This is a genomic window from Gordonia sp. (in: high G+C Gram-positive bacteria), from assembly GCF_047600385.1.
Lineage (GTDB): Bacteria > Actinomycetota > Actinomycetes > Mycobacteriales > Mycobacteriaceae > Gordonia.
Window position 1 is genome coordinate 1839366 of sequence record NZ_JASGKZ010000001.1, and the last position, 16094, is coordinate 1855459.

The following is a 16094-nucleotide window of genomic DNA, read 5'->3' on the forward strand; positions in this document are numbered from 1 at the left end:
AAGGCCCACCGGCAAGCACCCCGAGAGATAGGGCGCTTCTCGCTGTATGGGAACCGCTACGAGAAAGGTTGACGGTCAACCATGACCATGACTGACCCGATCGCAGACTTTCTGACGCGTCTGCGTAACGCCAATTCGGCGTACCACGACGAGGTGAAGCTTCCCTCGTCGAAGATCAAGGTGAACATCGCCGAGATCCTCAAGCGTGAGGGCTACATCACCGATTTCAGCGTCGAGGACGCCGAGGTCGGCAAGACCCTCAAAGTCACCCTGAAGTACGGCCCGAGCCGGGAGCGCAGCATCGCTGGTCTGCGTCGCGTCTCGAAGCCGGGCCTGCGGGTGTACGCAAAGTCCACCAACCTGCCCAAGGTTCTCGGCGGCCTCGGCGTGGCGATCATCTCCACGTCCTCCGGCCTGCTCACCGACCGCCAGGCAGCCAACCAGGGCGTGGGCGGCGAAGTCCTCGCCTACGTCTGGTAGGGGAGCGAAAACATGTCGCGTATCGGTAAGAACCCCGTCGAGATCCCCGCTGGTGTCGAGGTGACCGTCGACGGCCAGAACGTCAAGGTGAAGGGCCCGAAGGGTGAGCTCGCGCTCACCGTCACCGAGCCCATCGCCGTCGCCGTGGAAGAGAACACCATCGTGGTCTCCCGGCCGAACGACGAGCGCCGCAACCGCGCTCTGCACGGCCTGAACCGCTCGCTGGTGGCCAACCTCGTCGAGGGTGTGACCAAGGGTTACACCACCAAGATGGAGATCTTCGGCGTCGGTTACCGCGTCCAGGCCAAGGGCAAGGACCTCGAGTTCGCCCTCGGCTACAGCCACCCCGTGCCGATCGAGGCGCCGGAGGGCATCACCTTCGCGGTGGAGTCCCCGACCAAGTTCTCGGTCTCGGGTATCGACAAGCAGCAAGTCGGCCAGATCTCGGCGAACATCCGTCGCCTGCGTCGTCCGGACCCCTACAAGGGCAAGGGCATTCGCTACGAGGGTGAGCAGATCCGCCGCAAGGTCGGAAAGACGGGTAAGTAAGACATGAGTGAAGCAACCGTTCGCAAGCCCATCGGCAAGGACGTGTCGACCCGTCGTCGCACCGCGACCAACCGTCGTCACTTCCGCCTCCGCAAGAAGGTCGCCGGCACCGCCGAGCGTCCGCGCATGGCGGTCAAGCGCAGCAGCCGCCACATCCACGTTCAGGTGATCGACGACCTGACCGGCCACACGCTCGCCGCAGCCAGCTCGATCGAGGCCGACGTCCGCGCCGCGGGCGGCGACAAGAGCGCGCAGGCCGCCAAGGTCGGCGAGCTCGTCGCCCAGCGCGCCAAGGCCGCAGGCATCGAGACCGTGGTGTTCGACCGCGGCGGCAAGGCCTACCACGGCCGTATCGCCGCTCTGGCCGACGCCGCCCGCGAGGGAGGCCTGGCGTTCTGATGAGTGAGTTCAACATGATCATGACCAAGACCGGAGGGGACCTCTGATGCCCGGACGTCAGCGTGACGGCGGAAACGGACCCGCCGGCGCCAACAACAGCAACGACAATCGCGGCGAGCGTCGCGGCCGCGGCGACCGTCGCGACAGCCGCGGCGGCCGGGGTGAGCGCGAGGAGCGCAACCACCTCGAGCGCGTCGTCACCATCAACCGCGTCTCGAAGGTCGTCAAGGGCGGCCGCCGCTTCAGCTTCACCGCCCTCGTGGTGGTCGGCGACGGCCAGGGCATGGTCGGTGTCGGCTACGGCAAGGCCAAGGAAGTCCCCGCGGCGATCCAGAAGGGCGTCGAGGAGGCTCGCAAGAGCTTCTTCCGCGTCCCGATGATCGGCGGCACCGTGACCCACCCGGTTCAGGGTGAGGCCGCGGCGGGCGTCGTCATGCTGCGCCCGGCCAGCCCGGGTACCGGTGTGATCGCCGGCGGCGCCGTCCGCGCCGTGCTCGAGTGCGCCGGTGTGACCGACGTCCTGGCCAAGAGCCTGGGCTCGGACAACGCCATCAACGTCGTTCACGCGACCGTCGAGGCCCTCAAGTCGCTGCAGCAGCCCGAAGAGGTCGCTGCCCGACGCGGTCTCTCCGTGGAAGAAGTCGCTCCGGCAGGCATGCTGCGCGCCCGCGCCGCCGCCGCTGCCGCTGCGACCGAAGGGAAGTAACCATGGCACAGCTGAAGATCACCCAGATCAAGGGCACCATCGGTACCAAGAAGAATCAGCGTGACAGCCTGCGTACCCTTGGCCTCAAGGGCATCCGCAAGACCGTCACCCGTGAGGACACGCCGATCAACCGCGGCCTGATCAACGTCGTGCGGCACCTCGTGACTGTCGAAGAGGTCAAGTAATGAGCGCTATCAAGCTGCACCACCTTCGCCCCGCACCGGGCGCGAAGACCGAGAAGACCCGTGTGGGTCGCGGTGAGGGCTCCAAGGGTAAGACCGCCGGTCGCGGCACCAAGGGCACCAAGGCACGCAAGAACGTGCCCGCCGGCTTCGAGGGCGGCCAGATGCCGATCCACATGCGGCTTCCGAAGCTCAAGGGCTTCAAGAACCGCAACCGGGTCGAGTACCAGGTCGTCAACGTGGGCGACCTCGCCCGCCTGTTCCCGGAGGGCGGCACCATCGGTGTCGCCGAGCTCGTCGCCGCAGGCGCCGTGCGCAAGAACCGGCTGGTGAAGGTCCTGGGCAACGGTGAACTGACCGTCAAGGTGGACATCACCGCCGACAAGTTCACCGGCTCCGCCAAGGAGAAGATCGCCGCCGCCGGTGGCACCGCCACCGAGCAGTAAGACCCGCTCCTTGGCACACCGTCGATGACACCCGGTCAGGCGTGTCCTGCGCAGAACCCGCAAAACGGGTCCGCGCGGGACGCGCCTGACCGGTGGTGTTCGACGGGCTGTTAGAGTTTTTGTTCTGTGGGCCCGGACTCGACGTCCGTCCGCCCGACGGTGCCCCGCGCCGCGAGGCATCACCTGCACTTTGTATCGAGTAGACAGCCGAGCACCGCTGCGGTCGAGAGACCAGCGCGGTCGTAGGAGGAGTTAGTGCTTTCCAGCGTAGTGGCGACCTTCCGGACGCCCGAACTGAGGAAGAAGATCTTCTTCGTCCTGTTCATCCTCGTGCTGTACCGCCTCGGCGCGACGCTTCCGTCGCCCGGTGTGGACTTCCGGGAGATCAACCGTTGCGTGGACGCCGCCGCTCAGGGCGACTCGGCGCAGATCTATTCGCTGATCAACATGTTCTCCGGCGGCGCACTGCTGCAGCTGTCGGTGTTCGCGATCGGCATCATGCCGTACATCACGGCATTGATCATCGTGCAGCTGCTCACCGTGGTCATCCCGCGGTTCGAGCAGCTCCGCAAGGAGGGCCAGTCCGGCCAGGCCAAGATGACGCAGTACACGCGCTACCTCACGGTGGCGCTGGCCCTGCTGCAGTCGACCGGCATCGTGGCCCTGGCCGCCAGCGGCAACCTGCTGCCCACCTCCGGCCCCGACTGCGACCCGCAGGCCATCCTGCACGACCGCGAGAACCTGATGGTCCTGATCATCATGGTCCTGGTGATGACCGCGGGCGCCTGCATCGTGATGTGGTTCGGTGAGCTGATCACCGAGCGCGGCGTCGGCAACGGCATGTCGCTGCTGATCTTCGCCGGCATCGCCGCCCGCCTCCCGGCGGAGGGCCGCAACATCCTGAACAGCCGCGGCGGCGTCATCTTCGGCCTCGTCTGCCTGGCCGCGCTGATCATCCTCCTCGCCGTGGTCTTCATCGAGCAGGGTCAGCGTCGCGTCCCGGTCCAGTACGCCAAGCGCATGGTCGGCCGCAAGATGTACGGCGGCTCGTCCACCTACATCCCGATCAAGGTCAACACCGCGGGCGTGATCCCGGTGATCTTCGCGTCGTCGCTGCTGTACATCCCGCAGCTCGTGATCAGCCTGACGCAGGGCGGTGACACCTCCGACGGCACCGGCTGGCGGACCTGGATCCAGAGCAACCTGGTGGATCCGGGCAGCGTGTGGCACATCGTCATCTACTTCCTGCTGATCATCTTCTTCACGTACTTCTACGTCGCGGTCACCTTCAACCCCGAAGAGCGTGCCGACGACATGAAGCGCTACGGCGGCTTCATCCCGGGCATCCGGCCGGGCAAGCCGACCGCCGACTACCTGAGTTACGTGCTGAGCCGCATCACGCTGCCGGGCTCGCTGTACCTCGGCATCATCGCGATCCTGCCGAACCTCTTCCTGGAGATCGGCAACGGTAACAGTGAGGTTGCTAACCTTCCGTTCGGCGGTACCGCGCTTCTCATCATGGTCGGCGTCGGACTCGATAGTCTGAAGCAGATCAACAGTCAGCTGATGCAGCGCAAATACGAAGGATTCCTCAAGTGAGACTCGTCATCGTCGGACCTCCCGGAGCGGGCAAGGGCACCCAGGCCGAACTCCTGTCGGAGGCTCTGAGCATTCCGCACATCTCGACCGGCGACCTGTTCCGCGCGAACATCTCGCAGGGCACTCCGATCGGCGTCGAGGCCAAGAAGTACATCGACGCGGGCGATCTGGTCCCGCCGGAGATCACCATCGACATGGTGCGCGACCGCGTCGGAGAGCCGGACGCCGCGAACGGCTTCCTGCTCGACGGCTTCCCTCGCTCGGTGGAGCAGGCCGAGGCGCTCTCGACCATCCTGGCCGATCTGGGCGCCACCCTCGACAGCGTGCTCTCCATCGTCGTCGACGAGGACGCGGTGGTCGGGCGCATGCTCGCCCGCGGTCGTGCGGACGACACCGAAGAGGTGATCCGCAACCGCATGCGCGTCTACAACGAGGAGACCGCGCCGCTGCTCGACCACTACGCCGACCAGATCGTCGAGATCGACGGCATGGGCACCGTGGACGAGGTCCAGCAGCAGATCCTCACCAAGCTCGGTAAGGCCTGATCCTCCGGTGGTGCGTTTCCGCAAGCGGAAGGTCGTCCCGTTCCGCTCGGCCGGAGAACTCGACGCCATGGCGGCGGCCGGTGCGATCGTCGGCGCCGCCCTGGTGGCGTGCCGGGAGGCCTCCCGGCCGGGGGTGAGCACCCTCGAACTCGACGAGATCGCCGAGACGGTGATCCGCGAGGCGGGCGCCGTGCCGTCGTTCAAGGGCTACCATGGGTTTCCGGGCTCCATCTGCAGTTCGGTGAACGACGTCGTCGTGCACGGCATCCCGTCGTCGACGACGATCCTTCAGCCCGGTGACCTGGTCTCGATCGACTGCGGCGCCATCCTCGACGGCTGGCACGGCGACTCCGCGTGGTCGTACGGCGTGGGCGAGCTGTCCCGGGACGACGCCGAGGTCAGCGAGGCCACCCGGATCTCGCTGGAGGCCGGGATCGCCGCGATGATCGACGGCAACCGGATCAACGATGTCTCGCGCGCGATCGAGGCCGGCACCCGCGCCGCGGAGAAGAAGTTCGGCCGCAGCTTCGGGATCGTCGACGGCTACGGCGGTCACGCGATCGGCCGCGAGATGCACATGGACCCCTTCCTCGCGAACGAGGACAGCCCCGGCCGCGGCAAAGAGGTCCTGGTGGTCGGCTCGACCATGGCCGTCGAACCCATGCTGACCCTCGGCGGGCCCGACACGACGGTGCTCGACGACGACTGGACCGTCGTGACCGACGACGGCACGCGCGCCGCCCACTGGGAGCACACCGTGGCCGTCACCGAGGACGGTCCGCGGATCCTCACCCTGCGCCCGTAGTCGGGTCGTACCGCCCGCGCTACACGTTCTCTTCGAAGCTCCTTCGCGAGCACCCCTCTCGGCTTCCCTCCGAAGCCGTCGGGGAGTGTTCGCGGGGGATCTTTCGGCATCTCCGGTGGCGGTGGGATCCCTCCGCTGCCTGAGTCGCTGCTCCGTCCTCCGAGTCGTTGCTTCGTTCCCTGAGCCGCACGCGAGCGTAGCGAGCCTGCGCGTCGAAGGGTCTTCGTGATCGTTCGCCGGGACCCTTCGACGCGCGGCCTCGTTCCTCGGTCGCGGCTCAGGGGCGAAGAGGGCGACAGGCTTAGACATCCGGTTCAGGGAGCGGCGGGGCGCGTCGTGCGTGATGCGGTGAACGCCGACCACGCGCCGACGATCAGGATCGTGACGGTGACGAGCGCGTACAGGTCGCCGACGATCCACTGCCACCACGACCAGGCCAGTTCGCGGTCCTTCCGGCTCGGCATCAGCCAGTGCGGGCCGACGTAGAACAGGATCGTGACGAAGGCGACGACGCCGACGAACCGGAGGTCGCGCCGGCCCCGCACGATCGCGGCCAGGGCCACGAGCACCGCGGGGACCACCCACACCCAGTGATGGGTCCAGCTGACCGGGGAGATCAGCAGGATCACCCCGGCGTTGACCAGGAGGGCGGTCACCGGATCGTCGTCGGCCAGCAGTCTGCGCATCCAGACGGCGGCCAGCACGACGGCGAGCGCGGAGAGACCGAGCCACAGGATCGTCGACGTCGACTCGGCCAGACCCAGCCGGAACACGAGACCCTTGAGGGACTGATTGCCGGCGAAGTACGGAGCGCCGATGCGTCCGGTCTCGGCGAGCGTCGAGAACCAGTACTCCCGCGAGTCCCCGGGAGCGATCCACCAGGCCGCGCCGATCGATGCCAGGGCGGCGGCGACGGTGGTGACCAGCGCCCGCCGGTCGCGGCGCAGCAGGAAGAACAGCAGAAAACCCGCCGGGGTGAGCTTGATGGAGATCGCGATACCGATCAGGATCCCGCGCGGCCAGCGCGGCACGCGATTGAGCACGTCGAACGCGACGGCCGCCATCAGGATCGCGTTGACCTGCCCGAAGCTCAGCGTCTCACGGACCGGCTCGCAGTACTCGGCGAAGGCCAGGACCGTCAGCACTGTCGCCAGCCGCGTGCCCGTGTCCGTCCGCGGGGCGACCCGGGCCAGGACCAGCCAGCAGGTCAGCCCGATCGCGGCCAGCGACAACAGGAACATCAGGGCGCTCGCGGCACCCGGCGACATCAGTGCGAGCGGGGCGAAGGCGATCGCGGCGAGCGGGGGATAGGTGAAGGGCAGACGGATGTCGCCGATGGGCGGCAGCCTGCCGTAGAGGTCGTCGCCGTCGAGCCAGGTCTGGGCGCCGAGCCGGTAGACCATCAGATCCAGGTACCCGTGCCACACGCCGAGCCAGAGCCCGATCACCGTGGTCAGCGCCAGCAGAGCGGCGGCGCCGGCCACCAGGTACCCGGGCTTGATGCCGTGGAGTCGTCGAGGTTCGGGCACCGGGAGAGGATACCAGCGCCGGGGTGCGGGCCGGCCGTTCAGACGTCGAGGATCAGGGTCACCGGGCCGTCGTTCACGAGCGCGACGGACATGTCGGCGCCGAACCGTCCGGTGGCGACCACAGCGCCGAGCCGGGTGAGTTCGGCGGCGACGGCATCGACCAGGGGCTCGGCGACGACGCCGGGCGCCGCGGCGTTCCAGGACGGTCGACGACCCTTGTCGGTGTTCGCGTAGAGGGTGAACTGACTGATCACCAGGATCGGGGCGTGCACGTCGGCGGCGGACCGTTCGGGACCGTCGTCGCGAGTGAAGATGCGCAGCCGCCAGATCTTGTCGGCCAGCTTGGCCGCCTGGGCGGGGCCGTCGTCGTGGGTGACGCCGATCAGCGCGACGAGACCGTACTCGCCGTCGTTCAACTCCAGTGCCCCGACCGTCTCACCGTCGACGGTGACCGAGGCGCTCGACACCCGCTGGATCACTGCTCGCATGGTTTCGGCTCACCTTCTGGAGTCGTCGGGGATCAGCATGGCGGTGAGCCAGCTGACGATGGAGATCACCACGGCGCCGAGGATCGCGGCCCAGAAGAAGCTTCCGACCTCGAGGCCCCAGTGCGTGAGGTGATCGGTGATCCAGGCGGTGATCTCGAGCATGAACGCGTTGATCAGGATGTGGATCAGACCCAGCGTGAGAATGTAGAGCGGAAGCGCGAGGAGCTGCACGAACGGCTTGACGACGCTGTTCACCAGGCCGAAGATCACGGCGATCGCGAGCACGATCGCGAGCTTGGCCCAGTCGGACTCGGCGTCGCCGTAGTCGAACGCGAGCCCGGGAACCAGGGAGACCGCCACCCAGAGGGCGAACGCCGACAGCGCGGTCCGGATCACGAAGGCCTTCATGGATCCAGTCTGTCAGAATCGGGCGAGGTCAGCGGCGGGGCGACGAGTGCATGCTCCCGGACGGAGGTCCGGCAGGGTGCGGTCCGGCGGGATGCGGTCGAGCCGGCGGCGGGCCGGGCGGTCGGGGACCGACGGGGCGGGGTCCGGCGGGGTGCGATCCGGCCGGCGGCGGTCCGACGGGGGCGGACGGACGTCCCGGGGCGGGCGGGATCCCGAACGGCGGCCCGGGCTGGCCGGGTGCGGGCTTCGGGGGCGTCGAACCGGGAGGTGCGGGGGTCGCGTACCTCGGAGGACTCTGCATCGGAGGGCCCGGTGTCGGAGGGCCCTGCCGCGGAGGGCCGGACGGTGCCGGGGGCGGCGGAGTCCCCGGTGCCGCCGCGGGCCCGGTCGGCGGGTGATCGTCGCCGGAGTCCTTCGCCGGGGCCGCCGGAGCGCCGCCCACCGGATCGGCGGGTCGGGGTATCGCCGGGTTCGAGGACGACGCGGGACCCTTCGGGGGCATCACGGGATTCGCGGGGCCCGAGGCCGGGGAGGCCGGGTCCAGAGGACGGCCGGGCCGTCCGGCGGTCGGCAGCTGCGGAGCGGGTCCGGGGCGCTGGGGTCCGGGTGCCGCGGTCGGCGGGGGCGGAGCCTGCGGACCGGCGGGGGTCTGCGGGCCAGCGGGGGCCGGGCCGGGATGGCCCGAAGCTCCGGGCGCGGCCGCGCCCGGACGCGGGAAACCACGCTGGTCGAGGGCCTGATCGACGGCGGGGTCGCCGAGCGTGGCGAGGAAGGCGAGCAGATCCGGCCGGGCGGCGGGATTGGCCGCCACGTAGGGACGCAGGCTCGGATCGCCGTTCACCATCTGGGCCAGTACTTCGTGCCGGGTCTGCGGGTTCATCGCCGCCTGGATGTCCAGCGGTTCCGGCGGCGTCTCGTATCGGGCGGTCGGCACCCGGCCCGGAACATGGCGCGCGGGGGTCGGGGCGGACTCCCCGATCGAGTTCGACATCTTCGAGATCGTCTGGCGCACCTTCTCCCTGTTCTTCCACAGGGCGCCGACGATCATCGCGAGAAGGATCAGGCCGATCGAGCCGTAGACGAAACCGCCCTTGCCGCCTCCGCCTCCGCCTCGTCTGGCGAGGAGTTCACCTGCCAGGTTCTGTGCCGAATCGTCGGCGGCGAACTGCAAGAAGTCGGAGATCATGCCGCGACGCTAGCACTTCAGCGGTGCACGTCACATCACCTGGCGGATCGAATTCTCGTGTCGCAGAACCCGTGACGGGCCGTGTGATACGGCGAGCGCGGAAGGAACGATCCTCCTCGACCGGTGGAACCGCGGCCCGGTCAGCGGGGTCCGCCGTGCTGCGGCGGGAAGTGCTGGCCGCCCGGCGGCGGGCCGTACGGGGACTGTTGTGCACCGGGATAGGGAGAGCCGGGCTGGGCGGCGCCGGGGTAGGGGGCCTGGAAGCCCGGGGTCGGGGGCTGCGGCTGACCGGGGAACGCGGTCTGCCCACCGAAGCCGCGGGCGTGCAGCGCCTGATCGACGGCCGGATCGCCGAGCGTGCTCAGGTGCGACAGCAGACCGTGGTCGGCGGCCGGATTGGCGGCGACGTACGGCCGGAGTCCGGGGTTGGCGATCATCTGAGCGAGCACCGGCGGCGGGGTCTGGGGGTTGAGTGCGGCCTGCACGTCGTGCGGTGCCGGCGGCGGGAACGCGGTGCCCGGCGGGGCGAGCGGCTGGGCGCCGGTGTACTGCGGGGGGAAGGGCTGGGCGCCGGTGTACTGCGGCATCTGGGCGCCGCCGGGCCCCGCGGCACCGGACGATCCCGAACCGCCGACCGCGGTCTTGATCGCGTCGCGCTTCTTCCAGGCGAAGACCGCGGCGACGATCAGGAGGACCACGATGATCGGGCCGATGAGACCGCCTTTGCTTTTACTGCGACGTCTGGCGAGGAGCTGGCTCGAGGCGTCGTAGACGGTGGTGTCGGCGGCGAGCGAGAGGTCGCCGCGAGGCCGGGACAGCAGGTCTCCTGCCAGGCCGGCGACCGAGTCGTCGGCCGCGAGAGTGAAGAGGTCATGGATCATTGCGCGACGGTAGCCCATGGGACGGGGTCGGCGATACCGTCCGAACAGGTGAATCCCCGGCTGTCGCCGGAGGTTCGACGACGACCGTTCGACGGTGGCCGTCCGGCGACGGGAGCGATGTCGGCGCGCCCGTGTCCGGCGTGCCGTCGAGCCGTGCGGCGGCGGGTTTGTCCGACCGGCGATATCCGCGTACCATGGACTCTCGGTGCGTCGTGCGGTATCCGCATGCCTGTTCTCGTTCGGTCCTTCCGGGCCCTCGGAGCGGGCGGAACCGTGTGCGATGTGCCGACAGTAGCGGAAAACCAAGGATTCAACCGGGAGACGCGAGTCGTCGCCCAGGATCGCGGAGGACATGGCTAAGAAAGACGGAGCCATTGAGGTCGAGGGACGCGTAGTCGAGCCCCTGCCCAATGCGATGTTTCGCATTGAGCTGGAGAACGGACACAAGGTTCTCGCTCACATCAGCGGCAAGATGCGGCAGCACTACATCCGTATCCTGCCGGAGGATCGCGTCGTCGTGGAGCTGTCGCCCTACGACCTGAGCCGCGGTCGCATCGTCTACCGCTACAAGTAGACCACCGCCCGGACATCGGTCCGGGAGACGGAAATAAGGAGAAGCCGACGTGAAGGTCAACCCGAGCGTCAAGCCGATCTGCGAGAAGTGCAAGGTGATCCGCCGCAACGGTCGGGTCATGGTGATCTGCGAGAACCTGCGTCACAAGCAGCGTCAGGGCTGATCAGCTTCCTTCTTCGGGTCGCTTGAATCACACACAACTGAATACGGCATTCGTATGAACTCCCAGAACCAGCGGTCGCAGACGCGCGACCGCCGACCCCCGGACCAGAGGCCGGGGCCCGCCGCAGAGGCGGGGCGGACCGGGAGCAGACCTCTGATCATCGAAGGAACACCACATGGCACGTCTTGCTGGTGTGGATCTCCCCCGCGAGAAGCGGCTGGAGATCGCACTGACGTACATCTACGGAGTGGGTCGCACCACCTCCAAGGAGATCCTGGAAGCGACCGGCCTCAGCGCCGACCTGCGCGCCAAGGATCTCACCGACGCCGACGTCTCGAAGCTCCGCGAGTACATCGAGGCCAACGTCAAGGTCGAGGGTGACCTGCGCCGCGAGGTGCAGGCCGACATCCGTCGCAAGATCGAGATCGGTTGCTACCAGGGTCTGCGCCACCGTCGTGGTCTGCCCGTCCACGGTCAGCGCACCAAGACCAACGCCCGTACTCGTAAGGGCCCGAAGAAGACCATCGCCGGGAAGAAGAAGTAATGCCCCCCAAGTCACGCGCTGCCGGCCCCAAGAAGGGCACTCGCCGTCGCGATAAGAAGAACGTCCCGCACGGCCACGCACACATCAAGTCGACGTTCAACAACACCATCGTCTCGATCACCGATCCCGAGGGCAACGTGATCAGCTGGGCGTCGTCCGGCCACGTGGGCTTCAAGGGCTCGCGTAAGAGCACCCCGTTCGCCGCGCAGCTCGCTGCCGAGAACGCCGCTCGCAAGGCCCAGGAGAACGGCGTCAAGAAGGTCGACGTCTTCGTCAAGGGCCCGGGCTCGGGTCGCGAGACCGCCATCCGTTCGCTGCAGGCAGCCGGCCTCGAGGTCGGCACCATCTCCGACGTGACCCCCCAGCCGCACAACGGCTGCCGTCCGCCCAAGCGGCGCCGGGTCTAGCGGGAGAGGGAGAGAGAAGAAAACATGGCTCGTTATACCGGCCCCGCAACCAAGAAGTCCCGTCGTCTCCGCGTCGATCTCATCGGTGGAGACCAGGCGTATGAGCGTCGTCCGTACCCGCCCGGCCAGCACGGCCGCGCGCGGATCAAGGAGACCGAGTACCTGCTCCAGCTGCAGGAGAAGCAGAAGGCCCGCTTCACCTACGGCGTCATGGAGAAGCAGTTCCGTCGTTACTACGAGGAGGCCAACCGCCGCTCGGGTAAGACCGGCGACGAGCTGCTGAAGATCCTGGAGACCCGTCTCGACAACGTCGTCTACCGTGCCGGCCTGGCCCGCACGCGTCGTCAGGCCCGTCAGCTGGTCAGCCACGGCCACTTCACCGTGAACGGTGTCGCCGTGGACGTCCCCAGCTACCGCGTCAGCCAGTACGACATCATCGACGTCAAGCCGAAGTCGCTCGGCACCCTGCCGTTCCAGGTCGCCAAGGAGACCCTGGGCGATCGCCCGGTCCCGGCCTGGCTGCAGGTGGTCCCGTCGACCCTGCGCATCCTCGTGCACTCGGTGCCCGAGCGCGCACAGATCGACGTGCCCCTCACCGAGCAGCTCATCGTCGAGTACTACAGCAAGTAGTCCTCGAGGCTTCGGCCATCTGAACCGACACAGTCACAGCTGTCACCTCGTACGCCGTCAAATAGCGGGCGGCAAAGGAGAAACACTCACCCATGCTCATCTCACAGCGACCCACGCTCACCGAAGAGGTCCTCGCCGAGAACCGTTCCAAGTTCGTCATCGAACCGCTGGAGCCGGGTTTCGGTTACACCCTGGGCAACTCGCTGCGGCGCACGCTGCTGTCGTCCATCCCGGGCGCGGCGGTCACCAGCATCCGCATCGACGGCGTCCTGCACGAGTTCACCACCGTGCAGGGTGTGAAGGAAGACGTCACCGACATCATCCTGAACCTCAAGGGCCTCGTGGTCAGCTCGGAAGAGGACGAGCCGGTCACCATGTACGTCCGTAAGCAGGGTCCCGGTGCCGTCACCGGCGCCGACATCGTGCCCCCGGCCGGTGTCGCGGTGCACAACCCGGACCTGCACATCGCGACCCTCAACGACAAGGGCAAGCTCGAGATCGAGCTCGTCGTCGAGCGGGGCCGCGGCTACGTGCCGGCCGTGCAGAACAAGGCCACCGGCGCCGAGATCGGCCGCATCCCGGTCGACTCGATCTACTCGCCGGTCCTGAAGGTGACCTACAAGGTCGAGGCCACCCGCGTCGAGCAGCGCACCGACTTCGATCGTCTGGTGCTCGACGTGGAGACCAAGAACTCCATCACCGCGCGGGACGCCCTGGCGTCGGCCGGTAAGACCCTGGTCGAGCTCTTCGGCCTGGCTCGGGAGCTCAACGTCGAGGCCGAGGGCATCGAGATCGGTCCGTCGCCCGCCGAGGCCGATCACATCGCCGCGTTCAGCCTGCCGATCGAGGATCTGGAGCTGACCGTCCGTTCGTACAACTGCCTCAAGCGCGAAGGTGTGCACACCGTCGGCGAGCTGGTGGCGCGTACCGAGTCGGACCTGCTCGACATCCGCAACTTCGGTCAGAAGTCGATCGACGAGGTGAAGGTCAAGCTGCACGGCCTGGGTCTGTCGCTCAAGGACAGCCCGGCCAGCTTCGACCCGTCGCAGGTCGCCGGCTACGACCCGGCCACCGGCACGTGGAGTGACGAGTCGTCGTACACCGACGACTCCGGTGAGGACTTCGCCGAGACCGAGCAGCTGTAGCTCGTCACAGAAATTTCGAGACCGCCGGTCTGCGATCGGCGCCCCTCCTAGGAGAATCCCATGCCCAAGCCCACCAAGGGTGCCCGCCTCGGCGGGTCGGCCAGCCACCAGAAGGCGATCCTCGCCAATCTGGCCACGGCGCTCTTCGAGCACGGCCGCATCACCACCACCGAAGCCAAGGCGAAGCGGCTCCGTCCGTACGCCGAGAAGCTGATCACCCACGCGAAGGCCGGCGAGCTCGCCAACCGTCGCCAGGTGCTCAAGGACATTCGCGACAAGGACATCGTCGCGAAGCTGTTCGACGAGATCGCGCCGCTCTACTCGAGCCGCAACGGTGGTTACACCCGCATCATCAAGACCCTGCCCCGCAAGGGCGACAATGCGCCGATGGCCATCATCGCCCTGGTGACCGAGCAGACCGCTTCGACCGAGGCCGACCGCGCGACCCGCGCCGCCGCCTCCAAGAAGAAGGCTGCCGCGGAGGCCGAGAGCACCGAGGCCGTGGACGAGACCGCCACCGCCGAGGCCGCCGATGACGCCGCCACCGAGGCCGCCGACGCCGACGGTGCCGCCGAAGAGAAGTGATCAGATCTCTCTGACCGAGATGTCTGTGACGACGCCCGCCGGCTCCCCAGAGGGAGCCGGCGGGTTCGTCGTCTCCGGTGACGGCGAGATGCGTCTGCGGCTGCTCATCGGGTACGACGGCACCGAGTTCTCCGGGTGGGCCGCGCAGCCCGGTCGCCGCACCGTCTGCGAGACCCTGGAGACCACGTTGGCGACCGTGCTGCGGGTGCCGATCCGGCTCACCGTCGCCGGGCGGACCGACGCCGGAGTGCACGCCACCGGCCAGGTGGCCCACTGCGACGTGCCCGCGTCGGCCCTGGACACGCGGTCGATCGGCGGCGACCCGGCACGTCTGGTCCGGCGGCTGGCCAAGATGCTTCCCGACGACGTGCGGGTCAAAGCGATCGACGCGGTGCCCGCGGAGTTCGATGCGCGTTTCTCCGCGCTCGCCCGGCGCTACGAGTACCGGCTGACGGATGCGGCGTGGGGTCCCGAACCGGTGTCGGCGCGGCGGACCGCCGACTGGACCCGGCCGCTCGACCTCGCCGCGATGAACGACGCCTCCGCGCGGCTCCTCGGCCTCAACGACTTCGCCGCCTTCTGCCGCTTCCGCGAAGGCTCGACGACGATCCGTGAACTCCAGGAGTTCTCCTGGCGGCGCGACGACGACGGCGTGCTCATCGGCCGCGTCAAGGCCGACGCGTTCTGCTGGTCGATGGTCCGCTCCCTGGTCGGCGCGGTGGCGTCGGTGGGCGACGGCCGTCGTTCGCCGGAGTGGTGCGCGGCGCTGCTCGACGAGCGTGCCCGCAGCCCGCAGGTGCCGGTGGCGCAGGCCCGCGGCCTGGCGCTGGCGCAGGTGTACTACCCGCCGCCCGGCGAGTGGGCGGCCCGCAACGAGCTCACCCGGGACATCCGCCGGCCCGGCGACGTCGAAGGCGGTTCGGGCGGCTGCTGCGGTGGCTGAGGCCGATCACCTCCGGCTGTATCCGCGGGACAGTTCGGCCAGGAGCTCGGCGACGAGCGGATTCGGTTTCGCATCGCTGCGCAGGACCGCCGAGACCGGGAGCGTGAACTCCAGGCCGCGGCGGCACACCAGCCCGGGGACCAGCGGATCGTCGTACAGGACCGACCATCCCTCGGGGTGGTTGATCAGTTCGAAGGCGACGGAGTGGCCGTCGCGCACCACCGGCCCGTAGGTGACGGGGACGTCGGCTCGGCCGAAGACGCGGTCGACGAGCTGGTGGAGCAGGCGCTGCTTCTCCGCGAGCGGCAGGATCAGCGGATAGTCCGCGAGTTCGCGCGGGTGGGGTGCGCGGCCGAGGCCGGCGAGGGGATGCCGGGCGGTGAAGGTGACCACCGGCTGATCCACCCAGAGCGGATCGAGATACAGGTCGTCGTGCTCGACCCGTCCGCGGACCAGGGCGAGATCGGCCTCGCCGGACAGGACGGCGTCGATCCGCTGACCGAACGGCTTGATCAGGAAGTCGATCTCGGCGTCGGGACGGCGTTCACGGACGGCGGCGACGGCGCTGAGCGCGGTCCGCGCGAACGACATGTTCGCCGCGATCCGGACCCGATCGGGGCGGGGGACCACCGCCTCGACCGCGGCGTCGCGCGCCCGGAGCAGCTCCTGCGCGCGGGGGAGCAGCAGGGCGCCGGCCTCGGTGAGCGAGACCGAGCGCGCCGACCTGTCGAACAACTCGACGCCCAACTCCCGCTCCAGGGCGGCGATCTGGTGGCTCACCGCCGACTGCGAGACGAAACACGCCTTGGCGGCCCGGGAGAACCCGCCGTGCTCGGCGACCGCGACGACGTATTCCAGCTGACGAAACTCCATGACCTCATTGTATGAACAGAACAGATG

23 protein-coding genes are annotated in these 16094 nt (G+C 68.4%); 17 read left to right on the forward strand and 6 right to left on the reverse strand.

What is annotated here, in order from left to right:
- Nucleotides 1-81 precede the first annotated feature (81 nt).
- The 9 genes from rpsH to map all read left to right on the forward strand — a co-directional run bounded on the left by rpsH (nt 82) and on the right by map (nt 5711).
- Nucleotides 82-480 (forward strand): 30S ribosomal protein S8, encoded by a 399-nt coding sequence (gene rpsH / locus QM809_RS08080; protein ID WP_415045274.1) that lies wholly within the window; start codon nt 82-84, stop codon nt 478-480.
- 12 nt (nt 481-492) lie between these two features.
- Nucleotides 493-1029, forward strand: a complete 537-nt coding sequence (rplF, locus tag QM809_RS08085; RefSeq protein ID WP_415045275.1) for a 50S ribosomal protein L6 — start codon at nt 493-495, stop codon at nt 1027-1029.
- Nucleotides 1030-1032: 3 nt separating this feature from the next.
- Nucleotides 1033-1428 carry a 50S ribosomal protein L18 gene (gene rplR, locus QM809_RS08090; RefSeq protein WP_415045276.1) on the forward strand — a complete coding sequence of 132 codons (396 nt, stop codon included), beginning with the start codon at nt 1033-1035 and terminating at the stop codon, nt 1426-1428.
- A gap of 46 nt (nt 1429-1474) precedes the next feature.
- Complete coding sequence (gene rpsE / locus QM809_RS08095) at nt 1475-2134, forward strand: 30S ribosomal protein S5 (protein WP_105943199.1); 660 nt, start codon at nt 1475-1477, stop codon at nt 2132-2134.
- 2 nt (nt 2135-2136) lie between these two features.
- Entirely contained in the window at nt 2137-2319 is a 183-nt protein-coding gene (gene rpmD / locus QM809_RS08100) for a 50S ribosomal protein L30 (protein WP_415045277.1), read from the forward strand.
- On the forward strand, nt 2319-2762 hold the full coding sequence (rplO, locus tag QM809_RS08105; protein ID WP_415045278.1) for a 50S ribosomal protein L15: 444 nt from the start codon (nt 2319-2321) through the stop codon (nt 2760-2762). Before rpmD ends, rplO begins: the two co-directional genes overlap by 1 nt.
- Before the next feature lie 255 nt (nt 2763-3017).
- Nucleotides 3018-4361 carry a preprotein translocase subunit SecY gene (secY, locus tag QM809_RS08110; protein WP_415045279.1) on the forward strand — a complete coding sequence of 448 codons (1344 nt, stop codon included), beginning with the start codon at nt 3018-3020 and terminating at the stop codon, nt 4359-4361.
- Nucleotides 4358-4906, forward strand: a complete 549-nt coding sequence (locus QM809_RS08115) for an adenylate kinase (RefSeq protein ID WP_415045280.1) — start codon at nt 4358-4360, stop codon at nt 4904-4906. The genes secY and QM809_RS08115 overlap by 4 nt, the downstream gene beginning before the upstream one ends.
- A 10-nt stretch (nt 4907-4916) precedes the next feature.
- Nucleotides 4917-5711: a type I methionyl aminopeptidase gene (map, locus tag QM809_RS08120; protein WP_415045281.1), complete on the forward strand. Its 795-nt coding sequence runs from the start codon at nt 4917-4919 to the stop codon at nt 5709-5711.
- Between the two features lie 314 nt (nt 5712-6025).
- Here map and QM809_RS08125 read toward each other — a convergent pair whose 3' ends face one another.
- From QM809_RS08125 to QM809_RS08145, 5 genes are all read right to left on the reverse strand, one after another.
- A complete protein-coding gene (locus QM809_RS08125) occupies nt 6026-7240 on the reverse strand; it encodes a glycosyltransferase 87 family protein (RefSeq protein ID WP_415045282.1) in 1215 nt (404 codons plus the stop codon).
- 38 nt (nt 7241-7278) lie between these two features.
- Entirely contained in the window at nt 7279-7728 is a 450-nt protein-coding gene (gene dtd, locus QM809_RS08130) for a D-aminoacyl-tRNA deacylase (protein ID WP_415045283.1), read from the reverse strand.
- 9 nt (nt 7729-7737) lie between these two features.
- Nucleotides 7738-8136, reverse strand: coding sequence for a phage holin family protein (locus QM809_RS08135; RefSeq protein ID WP_415045284.1), 399 nt, complete (start codon nt 8134-8136; stop codon nt 7738-7740).
- Nucleotides 8137-8164: 28 nt separating this feature from the next.
- Nucleotides 8165-9322, reverse strand: a complete 1158-nt coding sequence (locus QM809_RS08140) for a hypothetical protein (RefSeq protein ID WP_415045285.1) — start codon at nt 9320-9322, stop codon at nt 8165-8167.
- Between the two features lie 140 nt (nt 9323-9462).
- Nucleotides 9463-10203 (reverse strand): hypothetical protein, encoded by a 741-nt coding sequence (locus tag QM809_RS08145; RefSeq protein ID WP_415045286.1) that lies wholly within the window; start codon nt 10201-10203, stop codon nt 9463-9465.
- Between the two features lie 352 nt (nt 10204-10555).
- Here QM809_RS08145 and infA point away from each other — a divergent pair, with 352 nt between their 5' ends.
- The 8 genes from infA to truA all read left to right on the forward strand — a co-directional run bounded on the left by infA (nt 10556) and on the right by truA (nt 15194).
- A complete protein-coding gene (gene infA, locus QM809_RS08150) occupies nt 10556-10777 on the forward strand; it encodes a translation initiation factor IF-1 (RefSeq protein WP_003418601.1) in 222 nt (73 codons plus the stop codon).
- 49 nt (nt 10778-10826) lie between these two features.
- Complete coding sequence (rpmJ, locus tag QM809_RS08155; protein WP_024332746.1) at nt 10827-10940, forward strand: 50S ribosomal protein L36; 114 nt, start codon at nt 10827-10829, stop codon at nt 10938-10940.
- 175 nt (nt 10941-11115) lie between these two features.
- The gene (gene rpsM, locus QM809_RS08160; protein WP_415045287.1) at nt 11116-11484 is read left to right on the forward strand and encodes a 30S ribosomal protein S13; all 369 of its coding nucleotides are present in this window, start codon (nt 11116-11118) and stop codon (nt 11482-11484) included.
- Nucleotides 11484-11891 (forward strand): 30S ribosomal protein S11, encoded by a 408-nt coding sequence (rpsK, locus tag QM809_RS08165; protein ID WP_415045288.1) that lies wholly within the window; start codon nt 11484-11486, stop codon nt 11889-11891. Before rpsM ends, rpsK begins: the two co-directional genes overlap by 1 nt.
- 24 nt (nt 11892-11915) lie before the next feature.
- Nucleotides 11916-12521 (forward strand): 30S ribosomal protein S4, encoded by a 606-nt coding sequence (gene rpsD, locus QM809_RS08170; protein ID WP_415045289.1) that lies wholly within the window; start codon nt 11916-11918, stop codon nt 12519-12521.
- Nucleotides 12522-12613: 92 nt separating this feature from the next.
- Nucleotides 12614-13666, forward strand: a complete 1053-nt coding sequence (locus QM809_RS08175; protein ID WP_415045290.1) for a DNA-directed RNA polymerase subunit alpha — start codon at nt 12614-12616, stop codon at nt 13664-13666.
- Between the two features lie 60 nt (nt 13667-13726).
- On the forward strand, nt 13727-14251 hold the full coding sequence (rplQ, locus tag QM809_RS08180) for a 50S ribosomal protein L17 (RefSeq protein ID WP_415045291.1): 525 nt from the start codon (nt 13727-13729) through the stop codon (nt 14249-14251).
- Between the two features lie 19 nt (nt 14252-14270).
- Complete coding sequence (truA, locus tag QM809_RS08185; protein WP_415045292.1) at nt 14271-15194, forward strand: tRNA pseudouridine(38-40) synthase TruA; 924 nt, start codon at nt 14271-14273, stop codon at nt 15192-15194.
- Nucleotides 15195-15200: 6 nt separating this feature from the next.
- Here truA and QM809_RS08190 read toward each other — a convergent pair whose 3' ends face one another.
- Nucleotides 15201-16067 carry a LysR family transcriptional regulator gene (locus QM809_RS08190; protein ID WP_415045293.1) on the reverse strand — a complete coding sequence of 289 codons (867 nt, stop codon included), beginning with the start codon at nt 16065-16067 and terminating at the stop codon, nt 15201-15203.
- Nucleotides 16068-16094: the final 27 nt, after the last annotated feature.

What these genes read in the sequence shown, in the direction of transcription:
- rpsH (WP_415045274.1), top strand. Translation starts at nt 82, where the DNA reads ATGACCATGACTGACCCGATCGCAGACTTTCTGACGCGTCTGCGTAAC.
- rplF (WP_415045275.1), top strand. Translation starts at nt 493, where the DNA reads ATGTCGCGTATCGGTAAGAACCCCGTCGAGATCCCCGCTGGTGTCGAG.
- rplR (WP_415045276.1), top strand. Translation starts at nt 1,033, where the DNA reads ATGAGTGAAGCAACCGTTCGCAAGCCCATCGGCAAGGACGTGTCGACC.
- rpsE (WP_105943199.1), top strand. Translation starts at nt 1,475, where the DNA reads ATGCCCGGACGTCAGCGTGACGGCGGAAACGGACCCGCCGGCGCCAAC.
- rpmD (WP_415045277.1), top strand. Translation starts at nt 2,137, where the DNA reads ATGGCACAGCTGAAGATCACCCAGATCAAGGGCACCATCGGTACCAAG.
- rplO (WP_415045278.1), top strand. Translation starts at nt 2,319, where the DNA reads ATGAGCGCTATCAAGCTGCACCACCTTCGCCCCGCACCGGGCGCGAAG.
- dtd (WP_415045283.1), bottom strand. Translation starts at nt 7,728, where the DNA reads ATGCGAGCAGTGATCCAGCGGGTGTCGAGCGCCTCGGTCACCGTCGAC.
- QM809_RS08135 (WP_415045284.1), bottom strand. Translation starts at nt 8,136, where the DNA reads ATGAAGGCCTTCGTGATCCGGACCGCGCTGTCGGCGTTCGCCCTCTGG.
- QM809_RS08140 (WP_415045285.1), bottom strand. Translation starts at nt 9,322, where the DNA reads ATGATCTCCGACTTCTTGCAGTTCGCCGCCGACGATTCGGCACAGAAC.
- QM809_RS08145 (WP_415045286.1), bottom strand. Translation starts at nt 10,203, where the DNA reads ATGATCCATGACCTCTTCACTCTCGCGGCCGACGACTCGGTCGCCGGC.
- infA (WP_003418601.1), top strand. Translation starts at nt 10,556, where the DNA reads ATGGCTAAGAAAGACGGAGCCATTGAGGTCGAGGGACGCGTAGTCGAG.
- rpsM (WP_415045287.1), top strand. Translation starts at nt 11,116, where the DNA reads ATGGCACGTCTTGCTGGTGTGGATCTCCCCCGCGAGAAGCGGCTGGAG.
- rpsK (WP_415045288.1), top strand. Translation starts at nt 11,484, where the DNA reads ATGCCCCCCAAGTCACGCGCTGCCGGCCCCAAGAAGGGCACTCGCCGT.
- rpsD (WP_415045289.1), top strand. Translation starts at nt 11,916, where the DNA reads ATGGCTCGTTATACCGGCCCCGCAACCAAGAAGTCCCGTCGTCTCCGC.
- QM809_RS08175 (WP_415045290.1), top strand. Translation starts at nt 12,614, where the DNA reads ATGCTCATCTCACAGCGACCCACGCTCACCGAAGAGGTCCTCGCCGAG.
- rplQ (WP_415045291.1), top strand. Translation starts at nt 13,727, where the DNA reads ATGCCCAAGCCCACCAAGGGTGCCCGCCTCGGCGGGTCGGCCAGCCAC.
- truA (WP_415045292.1), top strand. Translation starts at nt 14,271, where the DNA reads ATGTCTGTGACGACGCCCGCCGGCTCCCCAGAGGGAGCCGGCGGGTTC.
- QM809_RS08190 (WP_415045293.1), bottom strand. Translation starts at nt 16,067, where the DNA reads ATGGAGTTTCGTCAGCTGGAATACGTCGTCGCGGTCGCCGAGCACGGC.